Source organism: Streptomyces sp. NPDC045287 (genome assembly GCF_056432325.1).
Genome location: NZ_JBWKJG010000012.1, coordinates 216,042 through 228,190 on the forward strand (window position 1 = coordinate 216,042; position 12,149 = coordinate 228,190).

At 69.7% G+C, this 12,149-nt stretch carries 9 protein-coding genes and 1 pseudogene; 7 read left to right on the forward strand and 3 right to left on the reverse strand.

What is annotated here, in order from left to right; genetic code table 11:
* Positions 1 to 169 precede the first annotated feature (169 nt).
* A pseudogene (locus AC07D6_RS21185) lies at positions 170 to 1,361 on the forward strand (IS110 family RNA-guided transposase); the annotation flags it as partial.
* Between the two features lie 74 nt (positions 1,362 to 1,435).
* On the opposite strand, the gene AC07D6_RS21190 reads toward AC07D6_RS21185, so the two are convergent.
* Complete coding sequence (locus AC07D6_RS21190) at positions 1,436 to 2,269, reverse strand: NAD(P)H-binding protein (protein ID WP_479046615.1); 834 nt, start codon at positions 2,267 to 2,269, stop codon at positions 1,436 to 1,438.
* Positions 2,270 to 2,413: 144 nt separating this feature from the next.
* Positions 2,414 to 2,899, reverse strand: coding sequence for a hypothetical protein (locus AC07D6_RS21195; protein WP_479046512.1), 486 nt, complete (start codon positions 2,897 to 2,899; stop codon positions 2,414 to 2,416).
* A gap of 342 nt (positions 2,900 to 3,241) precedes the next feature.
* On the opposite strand from AC07D6_RS21195, the gene AC07D6_RS21200 reads away from it, so the two are divergent.
* Positions 3,242 to 3,625 carry a VOC family protein gene (locus tag AC07D6_RS21200; RefSeq protein ID WP_479046514.1) on the forward strand — a complete coding sequence of 128 codons (384 nt, stop codon included), beginning with the start codon at positions 3,242 to 3,244 and terminating at the stop codon, positions 3,623 to 3,625.
* Positions 3,626 to 3,811: 186 nt separating this feature from the next.
* Here AC07D6_RS21200 and AC07D6_RS21205 read toward each other — a convergent pair whose 3' ends face one another.
* On the reverse strand, positions 3,812 to 6,919 hold the full coding sequence (locus AC07D6_RS21205; protein ID WP_479046516.1) for an amino acid adenylation domain-containing protein: 3,108 nt from the start codon (positions 6,917 to 6,919) through the stop codon (positions 3,812 to 3,814).
* Between the two features lie 520 nt (positions 6,920 to 7,439).
* Between AC07D6_RS21205 and AC07D6_RS21210 the strand changes: the two genes are divergently transcribed.
* The 5 genes from AC07D6_RS21210 to AC07D6_RS21230 all read left to right on the forward strand — a co-directional run bounded on the left by AC07D6_RS21210 (position 7,440) and on the right by AC07D6_RS21230 (position 12,133).
* Entirely contained in the window at positions 7,440 to 8,093 is a 654-nt protein-coding gene (locus AC07D6_RS21210) for a hypothetical protein (protein WP_479046519.1), read from the forward strand.
* Between the two features lie 279 nt (positions 8,094 to 8,372).
* Positions 8,373 to 9,065: a hypothetical protein gene (locus AC07D6_RS21215; RefSeq protein ID WP_479046521.1), complete on the forward strand. Its 693-nt coding sequence runs from the start codon at positions 8,373 to 8,375 to the stop codon at positions 9,063 to 9,065.
* The gene (locus tag AC07D6_RS21220; protein ID WP_479046523.1) at positions 9,062 to 10,315 is read left to right on the forward strand and encodes an FAD-dependent oxidoreductase; all 1,254 of its coding nucleotides are present in this window, start codon (positions 9,062 to 9,064) and stop codon (positions 10,313 to 10,315) included. The genes AC07D6_RS21215 and AC07D6_RS21220 overlap by 4 nt, the downstream gene beginning before the upstream one ends.
* Positions 10,316 to 10,328: 13 nt before the next feature.
* The gene (locus tag AC07D6_RS21225) at positions 10,329 to 11,129 is read left to right on the forward strand and encodes a HisA/HisF-related TIM barrel protein (protein WP_479046526.1); all 801 of its coding nucleotides are present in this window, start codon (positions 10,329 to 10,331) and stop codon (positions 11,127 to 11,129) included.
* A gap of 8 nt (positions 11,130 to 11,137) precedes the next feature.
* The gene (locus AC07D6_RS21230) at positions 11,138 to 12,133 is read left to right on the forward strand and encodes a zinc-dependent alcohol dehydrogenase family protein (protein ID WP_479046528.1); all 996 of its coding nucleotides are present in this window, start codon (positions 11,138 to 11,140) and stop codon (positions 12,131 to 12,133) included.
* The last annotated feature ends 16 nt before the right edge of the window (positions 12,134 to 12,149 follow it).

Sequence of the window (12,149 nt, forward strand, 5' to 3'; positions counted from 1 at the left end):
GTTCATGATCCGGGGGGGTGGTGTCACCGGTCCCGGAGGCATCGACGGACCGCTGATGAGGGGCTTGAGTACCGACTTCACCCAAGGCCGGAAGAGCTCTCCGTAACGTGGATGTGGCAGCTCGGTGCCGTGGCAAGGCCGGACGAGAACGTGATGGAGGGGCCTGCACGTGATCGACACCGGCGACATCGACGTCTTCCTCGGCCTGGACGTCGGCAAGGGCGAACACCACGCCACCGCCGTCACACCGGCCGGGAAGAAGGCGTTCGACAAGCGCCTGCCCAACACCGAGCCCAAGCTCCGCGAGCTGTTCGCCAAGCTGCAGGCCAAGCACGGGACGGTGCTGGTCGTGGTCGATCAGCCGGCCTCGATCGGCGCCCTGCCGCTGGCGGTGGCCAGGGACATGGGCTGCCCGATCGCCTACCTGCCCGGGCTGACGATGCGGCGGATCGCCGACCTCTACCCGGGCGAGGCCAAGACGGACGCGAGGGACGCGTTCATCATCGCCGACGCGGCCCGGGCGATGCCGCACACGCTGCGGGCGATCGACGGCGAGGACGAGACGATCGCCGAGCTGGAGATGATCGTCGGGTTCGACGACGATCTGGCCGGTGAAGCCACCAGGGTCGCCAACCGGCTGCACGGCCTGCTGACCCAGATCCACCCGTCCCTGGAACGGGTCCTGGGGCCGCGGTTGCAGCACCCGGCCGTCCTCACCCTGCTGGAACGGTTCGGGTCACCGGCCCAGATACGCAAGGCCGGACGGCGGCGGCTGGTCACGCTGCTGCGGCCGAAGGCGCCGAGGATGGCCGAGCGTCTGGTCGAGGACATCTTCGCCGCCCTGGACGAGCAGACCGTGACCGTCCCGGGCACCGAGGCGGCCGCGCTGATCGTCCCGAGCCTGGCCGGATCGCTGGCCGCCGTGCTTGACCAGCGCAAGCTGCTGGCCGGGCGGATCGAGGGACTCCTGGAGGCCCACCCTCTTTCGAAGGTCCTGACGTCGATGCCGGGAGTCGGCGTCAGGACTGGAGCCAGGATCCTGATCGAGGTCGGCGACGGCAGCACCTTCCCCACCGCCGGCCACCTCGCCGCCTACGCCGGTCTCGCCCCGGCCACTCGCAGCTCGGGCTCCTCGATCCGCGGCGAACAACCCGTCTAGGAGAGGGAACAAGCAGCTCAAACGGGCCTTCTTCCTCTCTGCCTTCACAGCCCTGGGCGACCCCGCGCCCCGGGCCTACTACGACAAGAAGATCGCCCAGGGCAAGCACCACACCCAGGCCCTGCTCTGCCTCGCCAGACGCCGGGCCGACGTGCTGTTCGCGATGCTCCGCGACGGCACCTTCTACGAACCGCAGCCGTCGGCCGCAGTCACCTGTCGGCGTACTCCTGAAAATGTGCATCTGGGTACGGATGAACGTGCTCAGGTCCTGGCGATTCAACGGAAGGCGTCGGCGTTCTCCGAAGCCCACTGCCGGAACGGGCGAGCCGGCGTTCCGGTGACCTGTGAAACCGTGTCGCGCACCATCAGCAGCTCGGGGTTCACGTCTCCGCCAGTGACGTCGAGCACCGCGTCCGCGGCCTCGACCCCGAAGACCGCGACCATCTGCGCGTGGGCCTGCCGACGGCTGATCTCGGCGAAGGGAATCTCCCGACCCAGTACTGCCGCGATGGCCTCGACCTGCTGTCGGGCGGTTATCGGCTCTGGCCCGGTCAAGGCATACGTGCGTCCGTGGTGGTCGGGCTCGGTCAGTGCCACCCGTGCCACCGATGCGATGTCCGCGGGGTGGATGGTCGGCAGCGCGGTTTCGGCGTACGGCACGCGTACGGTCTCGCGGCCACGGATGGACGCAGCCCACATCAGGGCGTTCGACGCGAACTGCGTCGGCCGCAGGATCGTCCAGTCCATGCCGGTTTCCTTGAGTAGTTGCTCCACCGCCAGGTTCTCGTCGGCGGGGCCGAGGTGCGGGTGGGTCTGCACGGTGATGGACGACACCAGCACGACGTGCTCCACTCCCGCCTGCCGGGCGGCTTCGAGCGCGTCGGCGTCCGAGCCCAGACGCGACACAAGAAACAGCGAGCGCACTCCCTCCAGCGCGGACTTTAACGACGCCGGCTCTGCGAAGTCGCCCTCCACAGCCTCGATCCCTTGAGGGAAGACGGCCCGTGCGGCATCACGGGTGAGCCCTCTCAAGGGTCCGACGCTGCGTGCGTGCAGCTCCTTCAGCAGGGCACTGCCTATATTTCCAGTGGCTCCGGTCACGAGGATCACGAGCGTATTTCCCATCGTCAGATGATCAAGTAGGCGACACGCTAGAACCTCAATCATGCTTCAGGTCAAGAAGACGCCTGACCATGCCCGCAGGTGGGCACGTTCATCCGTACTCGGCTGTGCACGTTCACGTGTACGCCAACATCACCTGACCTGCGGGTCTGCAAGGAGAACGACTCGATCGGCCTCGACATCGAAGCCGAGCACCGGATGGCCGTCGTCGCCTTCCGGGTCCATCAGCACCGGCTTGCCCAGCCTCCGTCCGATCTCCCGGAGGAAGCCGCAGAACACATCGAGTCGATCCTGGCCCTGCAACTCCCGCACGTCGACATCGAAGTCGACTTCGTCATCGGCATAGAAACGGAAGATCGCCAGCACATCGGCAGACGGCCAGACCCGCAGCTCAGGGCACTCGGCATCCGCCGGGCGGGACAGCACGGCCTCCGCCCGAGGCACCGGAAGCGCCATGTCTCCCTCGGAGTACTGGCACTCCCAGCCCTTCTCCGCGATCAAGTCGAGGACCGACTGCCAGTCCTCCACCGAGGCATCCGGGACACGCACGTCCGGCAGCGACCCCATCAGGTCCAGGTCGAAGAAGCACTTCACGTCATCCCACGGCAGATCGGCCACGGCGCCATGCTGCCCCGGCATGCCGACCCATCGCACCCCGGTTTCCCTTGACCAAAGACATAGGGGCACCCCCCGCCAGTTGACCAGAACGCGACCTCATGGCTGACAGGGCCGCCGTTGTGGAGCCGGTGAACGGTGCCTCGGCTTCCCGCCCGGTGCTACTTCTCCTGGGCCTCAAGACCCCGGTCTCCAGGTGTCCACGAGCAAGGGGAAGCCTCCCACAGAGGACGTGGCGGCCTGTCAGGTCGCGGACCTGACGCACCACCGCCCCGGAGCGGCCCCTCCGCCCCCACCGGGCGTCCGCGGCCGGGCCCGTCACGCCGTCTCCGTATAGTGACGGCCATGGCATGCCGAATCAGCGAACTGGTCATCGACGCCGCGGATCCCGACCGGCTGGCCGCGTTCTGGAGCGACGTCCTCGGCTACGTCGAGCTCGAACGGGAGAGCGACGGAAGCATCGCGATCGGTCCGCCCGACACCGGCTTCGGCGGCCCGCAGCCCGTCCTCGTGCTCAGCCCGACCAGCGACCCCCGGCCGGAGAAGCTCCGGCTGCACATCGACGTCAACGCCACCGACCGCGACCAGGACGCCGAGCTGGAACGCCTGCTCGCCCTGGGCGCCAGGCCCGCCGACGTCGGCCAGACCGGCACCGAGAGCTGGCACGTCCTGGCCGACCCCGAGGGCAACGAGTTCTGCCTCCTGCACACCCCGCTCAAGCCCCTGTGACGACGGCACCCGCCTCCCGCCCCGGTCGCGGGAGCGGCCAGGACCGCCCGGGCGTTCCTGTGTCCGTGGTGGTCACGCAGTGTGTCCGCAGTACTGCTTGGGAGCGTCACACCGCCTGCCGAGGGCTTCGTCGTGCCGAAGGGTCGGCCCACCCTCGGTGGCGGGGGCGGACGGATCGGCGGGGGCTCACCGGCGGGCGCCGGGGAACGCGCCCGGAGGAGCGAAGAAGCCGCTGCGGCGGAAGTACCCCACGTACGTATCGATCATGTGGGCGTCGACGGGCGGGCAGGTGATGCCGCTGGCCCTGAGAGCGTCCTCGGCGTTGGTCCGGCTGAACTTCGGGAAGGAACCGGCGCAGTACGTTTCCAGTACGGAGCGCCCGTCGGGGGCAGCGGGCTCCGCAAGAAGGGGCAGGTAGGGCGCCATGGGGTGGCCGCGGTCCGCGGCCACCCGTTCGACGAGGCGCTCCACCCACACGTGGTGAGGCTGGATCTCGACCGGGTACCCGGCGGCTCGCAGGCGGTCCACCAGCAGGGAAAGGCGTGCCTCCACCGGGTTGTCGAGGTGGTAGGCGCGGCCGTCGGGCCGTTCGTGCGTCAGGATGTGGGTGAGGGCGTCGGCGGTGTAGTCCACCGGTACGAAGTTCAAGGGAAGCTCCACGTCGGGAGCCGTCCCGGTCTCGGCGATGGTACGGAACAGGGCACACATCATCGTGTCGGTGTTCCATGTTCCATCGGAAAGGTTCCCCGTGATTTCGTAGGGCCGGTAGACGGCGGCCGGGAGGCCGCGCTGGGACGCCTGGACCACCAGGCGCTCGGCCACCCATTTGCTTTCCGTGTAGCCGAGCAGGAGACGTTCCGGGTGCGGGAGCGGACTTCCCTCGTGGACCGTGCCGTCGGGTGCCGGGTCGGCGCTTGAGAGGACGGCGATGGTGGACACGTAGTGCACGGGCTTGGGTCGCGGCCCTCCTGCCAGGTCCAGCACCGTGCGCGTGCCGGTGACATTCGCCGGTTTCAGCGTCTCGTACGGGTAGGAGAAATTGACCTGGGCCCCGTTGTGAACAATGATGTCCACGCTTTCGGAGAGCTGTTCCCAGACGTTTTCCTCAAGCCCGAATCGGGGCTTCGCCAGGTCACCCACGACGGGCACGACGAGGTTTCCGCAGGGTTCCGGGTCCAAGCCGTAGCGGCGCATCCGGGCTGCGATCCGGGCGCGCGCCTCCAGGGAATCGCGGGCGCGGACGAGGCAGAGGACCGGCTCGACCCCGGAACGGCTCAGGCGGTCGATGAGGTGGACGCCGAGAAATCCGGTGCCGCCGGTCAGCAGGACCGTGAAGGGAGGGGTCGGGGGACGTGCGGGCGCGGTGGCGAAGTGGAGGGAGGGGTCCAGAACGGCTTCGCTCACGAGGTCGGGCCTTTCGCGCCCCGGGTGCCCGGTGTCCAGGATTTCCTGTACTTGACGGGCGTAGGACTCGACAGTGGGGTCGTTCGCCAGGCTGTGGATCAGGGTGCCGCTACTGGCGCTTGACATGCCGAGCCGCTTCTGGGTGGCGGAGGCCACTTGGGCAGCCCGGAGGGAGCTTCCCCCCAATGTAGAAAAGTAGTCGTCGCGACAAGGGGTCTCGATACCGAGTACGTCAGCCCACACTTTGGCCACGACACGCTCCATGGAATTCATCGGAGAATTTCCAGAGGGGTTACCGGCCGGCTCCTGCTGCCGCTCGGCCGTCATCTCCATCAGCCGTCTGCGGTCGACTTTCCCGCTTGACGTGAGGGGAATCTCACGGACTGTGTCTATACGCCTCGGAACCATGTATCCGGGCAAGCGGTCACGTGCGTATGCGGCGATTTCCTGGGCGATTCCTTCGGCGTCGGAGGCCGGGGCGAGGACGACGGCGGCGGCAAGGTGTCGGCTATTCCCTTCACCGCGTACGTCCACTGCGGCTTCGAGGACCTGCGGGTGCGAAGTCAATGTGCTCTCGACCTCCCCGAGTTCGATGCGATAGCCTCGTACCTTGATTTGCCGGTCTCGGCGCCCACGGTATTCCAGATTGCCGTCCGGGCGCCAGTACGCCAGGTCGCCCGACCGGTACAGCCGCCCTTGCGGGTCGGGGCCGAAACGGTCGGGAACGAAACTCTGTGAGGTGATTTCCGGAGCGCCCAGGTATTCCAGGGCGACGCCATCACCGCCCAGCCACAACTCTCCGACCTCCCCGATCTCCGCCGGCTCGCCGTCCTCACGCACCACATAAGCCGTGGTATTGGGGAGCGGGCGTCCGATCGGGACGGAGGACGCGCCGGGAGGGAGGTCCTCGATGCGGTGGGCGACGCACAGCACCGAGTTCTCCGTCGGTCCGTATCCGTTGACGAAGAGCCGGGGCCGGCCGTGCTCGAGGACCGCCCGCGCCGAGGAGGGGCTGACGACGTCGCCCCCGGTGATCAGACAGCGCAGGTCGCGGAACATCCCGGGCCGCTGCTGCACGTGTTGGTCGAAGAGCCCGGAGCTCAACCACATGACGCTGGCGCGCTGGTCGCGAAGCACGCGGTGCAGGGCCTCCGTACTCAGTGGGATCTCGGGGGCGGGCACGATGAGGCAAGCGCCGTTGAGCAGGGGGCCGAACATCTCCAGGCACGAAAGGTCGAACGTCAGGCGGGTCGTGGCCAGCAACCGGTCATCAGGCAGTATCTGCAGGGGACCACCGGTTTTGACCAGATTGACCGGGCCGCGGTGGGGACACACGACGCCTTTGGGGGTGCCGGTGGATCCGGAGGTGTACATCACGTAGGCGGGGTCCGTCGCCCGGCGCCCCACGGCCCAGCGCCGGTGGCGGTCGGGCTCCGGGTGCACGGCCAGTTCATCGGTGGTGACGCTCCGGCAGAACCGCCGTACCGAGGCCGGCACACGGTCCGGCGCGGTGACGACGTGGTGCATGCCCGCGGCCCGGAGAACGGTTTCGAGGCGGGAGGCCGGTGCGGACGGGTCGAGCGGGACGAATGCGCCACCGGCCTCCAGGACGGCCAGGATCGCGACGACCGCCTCCGGGGAGCGCTCCAGCAGGACGCCGACCAGGTCGCCGTCGCCCACGCCGTGTGAGCGCAGGGAGGCGGCTCCGCGGCGTACCCGCGCATACAGCTCCCGGTAGTTCCAGCCGCCGCCGTCCCAAGCCATCGCGGGCGCGTCCGGGCATCGCCGCGCCTGCTCGGCGAAGAGGTGCGAAATGAGAGCGTCGCGGGGATAGTCGACCGCGGTGTCGTTCCAGTGAGGCGGTGTGGCCCGCGACTGTGCTGGGTCCATGAGAATTCCCCGTCCGTGCGATCGGAATGTTCGTGCACGTGGATGCCGGGCGGACGGCTGCGGGCAAGCGGGGCTCTCGGAGAGAAGCGACCAGCCCACCCGGCGGCGTCCGGCGACGCGTCGGCCTGGTGTGCCGCAGATGCGGGCAGCACCGCCGCAAGGGCGGACACCTGCCTTTACCACAGTAGAGGCAGGGCGGATGTGCCGTACATGTGCCGGGGCGGTCGGGCGGAAGTTGCGGACGAAACCAAAAGGACCAGCGGCGCAAGATTCGTTCGCGAGGCCGGGGCCGGAAAAGATGCCGTGGTGGAATTCTTCGCCTATGGTTTTCGGAGGGATGCCCTTGAGAAGACCTTCGGTCTCCGGCCCCAGCGGGTGAGAAGTGTCCGCTCGAACCCGGCCACCTCGCCTTCCCTCTCCTAGCCGCCGAAACGGCCGAGCACCCGCTGCGCATCCCGGTCACAGAACCCGAAACGGCCCGCGGTGTCGTCGGCCGCCGACGCAGCGGGAAGGAGCACACATGTCATCCGCACAGCAGTTGGTGGACGAACTCGCGCGGAAGAGGGAACAGAACCCCGTCCCGAACGCATTGCTGGACGTGGCGAAGAGCGGCGGTCTCACCCAGGACCACATGCGGGGCCTGGTGCGTACCGAGTCGCAGTGCCACCACACCGAAGTGCCTTCCTACGGGAAGATGCTCAGCCGGTTTCCGCACCGCCCGGCCGCCGACTTCTACGTCGAACTGATCGACCTCCTGCACGCCTGCGGGCCCAAGCTCGACGCGGTCGCGGAGTCGCTGGGGATGCCGCGCGAGGAGAAGGACCAGTGGATGTGGCCCACCGACCGGAGGGCCTACAGCTACAACGGCACCATGTCCTGGATCACCGCTCAGGGGAGCCAGGCCGCCACCGCTCTGGCGGTGCACACGGACATGGTCCTGTACTTCCCCGGCTGCACGGAAGTCGTGGCGTTGATCCGTGAGCAGGGCGTGGACGCGCCGGAGGAGTTCGTCTCGTACTACGAAGGCGACCCGTGCGAGGGAACGCGCCGACGGGCCATCGAGGTGGTGCAGGACGGGCTGGACCGGGGTGACGATCCCCGGGAAGCCGTTTTGATGGCGCGGCTCCTGGAGGAGTCCATTGAGGACTTCTGGGCCAGCGCCGCCGCGATTTAGCCGGCCACCGGACATCCCGGTCGCTTTCCGCTTCCGCGGATGTGCCGGACTTGTGCGCCGGCCGGGCACAGCACGCGTCGACCGCTGTCGTTCCTCCGTGCGGGCGCGTGCCGTCGCACGGACGGGAAAAGGGCTCAACGGCCTCGGAAAGAAAGGGGCGACGGTGGGATTCGTGTCCACGGCGCCACGAAGGAAACACCACGTCCCCTCACCCCCCTGGGCCCACCGTGGCGAGCCGAGCATCACCGGCGCCGCACCACCGCGAAGGATGGACACCGCATGACGACCGCACAAGAACTGGCCGATGAACTCGCCCTCAAACGCCGGCAGCACCCCTTGCCGAACCCGTTCCTGGACATCGCACGGAACGGCGGCCTCACCAAGGAACACATGCGCCGGCTGGTGTACGTCGAGGCTCAGCTCCACCATGCGGAACTACCGGGTTACAGCCTGGCACTCAGCCGCTTTCCACACCGACCCGCCGCGGGGCTGTACCTGGGCCTTTCCCAGGTGGCGTACGAGGCCGGGCCCAGGCTCAACGCGGTCGCGGAAGCCCTGGGGTTGCCGCGCGAGGACAGCGCCAAGTGGATGTGGCCGTCCGATCGGAAGGCGTACTCCCTCAACGGCTTCCTGTCGTGGCTCGCCGTCCAGGGCAGCCAGGCGGTCACCGCCTTGGCCGCGTACACGGACATGTGCATCTACTTCCCCACGTGCCAGGAGATCGTTGCGCAGATCCGCAAGTACGGTGTGGACGCTCCCGAGGAGTTCACCTCCTACTTCGAGAGCGATCCGACCGAGGAGCTGCGCCCGCTCGCCCTGACCGTCGTACAGGACGGCCTGGACAACGGCGACGACCCCCGCGAAGCGGTGTTCATGTCCCGGCTCCTGGAGGAGTTCACCGCGGAGTTCTGGACCAGCGCGGCGGAAGGGCGGGCTCCGGACCCGGAGTCCACCGCCGGGGGCCGGGCATGAGGATCGGGATCGCCGGTGCCGGTACCGCGGGCCTCGCGACGGCCTGGCTGCTCGACCCCTGCCACGAGACCGTGGTGCTGGAAGGGCGCGGCGACCTCGGGGGCAACGCACGCACCGTCCAGGTCCGTGTCGGCGACCGCACCCTCTGCCTGGACCTGGGGGTCCACGAGGTCTCCGACCAGTTCCCTCTGTGGTCGCGCCTGGTGCGGTCGGTCGGTCTGGGGCCGGACCCCCTGCTGTCGGTCCCCGCCTCCCGGACCCTGCAACACCCGGGCGGTGGCCGCCCCTACCTGGTCGGTCCGCACACCCCGGACGCGGACCGGGACCGCGAGGTGGTCCTGGGCCCGGCGTGGGAGGCGCTGGGCCGCCTCGGCCGCGAGGCCTCGCGCTGGGAGGAGGAGGACCTGGACGGGGAGGTCACGGTGGCAGGGGCGGGCGACTGGACCGCGCTGGCCGACGACGTGAAGAACGACGTGGTCCACGCCCTGCCGGCCTCCGTGTTCGGCTGCGGCACCCGCGACGTGGCCGAGCTGGCCGCACGGGGCATCGGCGGGTTCTTCGCCGCCCCGCAGCCGTCCACCTCCGAAGCCGCTCCGATGCAGAGCCTGAGGGGCGGCGCCCAGGAACTGGCCCGCGCGCTGACCGGGCGGCTGGGCGCGGCCGAGGTGCACCTGCGCGCCCCGCTGCACCGGTTGGAGGCACACGGCGACCGGTTCGCCATGATCGAGAGGTCCGGGCGAAGACATCTGGTGGACGCGGTCGTCCTCGCCGTCCCGCCGTACGCCGCGGCGGCGGCGCTCCAGTCGCTGGCGGGTTGTTCCGGTCTGCGCGCGGTGCTGGACGCCTTCACCTACCAGGAGCTCGTCTACGCCGCGCACCTGGACCCCTTCGGCATGCCGGAGGACCGCAGGCACTGGTCCACCACCAACGTGACCGTCCACGACGGGTGGAGCGAGTCGACCACCTGGTACGGCCCCGGCCACCACGCCGAGGTCTTCGTCAGCCAGGTCACCCACCGCGGTACGCCCCGCCACGAGGTGGCCCGAGCCGCTTTCCGCACCCCCCTGCCCACCCCGGCGGCGCACCGGGCACGGCGCCGTCTGGCGGAGCGCCGCGAGGAGGGCCTCCACTTCGCGGGCGCCTACACCAGAGCCCTGGACTCGCAGGAGGACGCCGTGGCCTCGGCCGTCGACGTCGCTCGTGAACTCGCGCCCGCTAGCCCCCGCCTGGCCCAGCTCACGAACTCCTGACGAGGGACCCGACATGACCCACGTGACATCCCCTGTCTTCCACGACCGGAACTCCCACATCACCGACCTGATCATCCCTTGCGTGGACGTGACCGGAGGGCGCACCCAGTTGCCCTCGGGCATCCCGGGACTGCCCGACCGCTCGGACGCCGTGGCGGTGGCCGCCAGCTACGCCGGTGACGGCGCCAACAAGCTCTTCGTCGACGTCATCGATCCGTGGGAGCGCGTCGAGGACTACCTCCCCCCGCTGCTGCGCCGCCTCAAGGGCACCGGGCTGTCCCTCCTCGTCTCCGTCGGGCACGGGGTCGTCCCCTCGGCCGACCACGTCGGACACCTGCTGGAGGCGGGGGCCGACGTGGTCTCCGCCAGCACCAGCATGATCGAGAACCCGGAGGTGGTGAAGGAGGCCATCGGCCGTTACGGGGGCGACCGCTTCGTCATCGTCATCAACAGCCGGCCCCGCGAAACGGGCGGCTGGGCGGCGTACACCCACAACGGCACGAGGAAGACGTCCGTCGACTCCGTGGAGCTGGCCCGTGAACTCGGGCGCCTCCGGGTCGGCGCCCTCCTCCCCAACGCCGTCGACCGGGAAGGCGTGGGCCGAGGCTACGACCTGGCGCTGACCCACGCCGTCGCGGAGGCGTCCGGCCTGCCCGTCATCGCCTCCGGGGGATGCGGCGCCCTGGAGCACCTCACGGAGGCCCTGGGGAAGGGCGGAGCCACCTACGTCCTGGTCAACTCGATGGTGCACAGCGGGAAGTACTCCATCGCCGGCATCCGCGACTCGCTCATGGCCGCTTCGCCCTTCGCCTGAGGAGAGAGATGCGCGCTGTCGTCTTCGAACGCCACGGCGACCCGGCCCACACCGTGTTCCTGACGGAGCTGCCCCTGCCGGACACTCCCCCGGGCACGGTGCGCGTACGCCTCCTGAGCCGCCCCATCAACCCCTCGGACGTGATGTTCGTCGAGGGCTCGTACGGACGGGAAGCCCGCTTCGTCCCGGTCGGGGGCCACCGTCCCGTCAGTCCCGCCGGGTTCGAGGGGGCCGGACGCGTCGACCGCGTGGGCCCGGGCGTCTCCCTGGAGCCGGGAAGCCCGGTCGCCGTCGCGGTCACCGGGACCTGGCAGGAGTACGTCACCGCCCCCCTCGACGCGGTGGTTCCCCTCCCCCACGACCTGCCCCTCGACACCGCCTGCCAGTTCACCGTCAACCCGTTCACCGCGCACCTCCTCCTGGCCGACCTGCGGCTGGAGGCGGGAGACGCCCTGCTCCTGACAGCGGGCACGTCGACCGTGGGGCGGATGCTGATGTGCCTGGCCCGCCGCCGGGGCGTCCGCTGCATATGCCTGGCCCGCGACGGCGGGCAGGAGGCCCGGCTCAAGGACCTCGGGGTCGACCTCACCGTGTCCGCCGAGGACCGCGCCGCCGTGGAGAAGGTACGGGACCTGGCAGGGGCCTCCGGCGTGGCCGCCGCCCTGGACGCCGTCGGGGGGCAGCAGGGGGCTCTGGCCCTGAAGTGCGTACGCGACGGTGGCCGCCACGTCGTCTACGGCTCCCTGTCCGGCCGGCCGCTTCCGGTTCCCCCCGACCTCCCCCTCTTCCACGGCATCAGCGTCGAGGGGTTCTGGCTGCCCCGGCACCTGGAGAAGCTCGACGCCCCGGCTCTGCGCGAGCTGACCTCCACCGTCGCCCGCCAACTCGCCGACCACACCCTGGCCGCCCCGGTGGAGGCCCACTACGACCTGGCCGACGTCCACCGCGCCCTCGCCCACCACGCACGGCCCGGCCGCACCGGGAAGATCGTCCTCACCGGTTGACACCGGTTGGCGTCCC

Excerpts from the sequence above, each read along its gene's own strand:
- AC07D6_RS21200 (WP_479046514.1), top strand. The coding sequence starts at position 3,242 with ATGGCATGCCGAATCAGCGAACTGGTCATCGACGCCGCGGATCCCGAC.
- AC07D6_RS21205 (WP_479046516.1), bottom strand. The coding sequence starts at position 6,919 with ATGGACCCAGCACAGTCGCGGGCCACACCGCCTCACTGGAACGACACC.
- AC07D6_RS21210 (WP_479046519.1), top strand. The coding sequence starts at position 7,440 with ATGTCATCCGCACAGCAGTTGGTGGACGAACTCGCGCGGAAGAGGGAA.
- AC07D6_RS21215 (WP_479046521.1), top strand. The coding sequence starts at position 8,373 with ATGACGACCGCACAAGAACTGGCCGATGAACTCGCCCTCAAACGCCGG.
- AC07D6_RS21220 (WP_479046523.1), top strand. The coding sequence starts at position 9,062 with ATGAGGATCGGGATCGCCGGTGCCGGTACCGCGGGCCTCGCGACGGCC.
- AC07D6_RS21225 (WP_479046526.1), top strand. The coding sequence starts at position 10,329 with ATGACCCACGTGACATCCCCTGTCTTCCACGACCGGAACTCCCACATC.
- AC07D6_RS21230 (WP_479046528.1), top strand. The coding sequence starts at position 11,138 with ATGCGCGCTGTCGTCTTCGAACGCCACGGCGACCCGGCCCACACCGTG.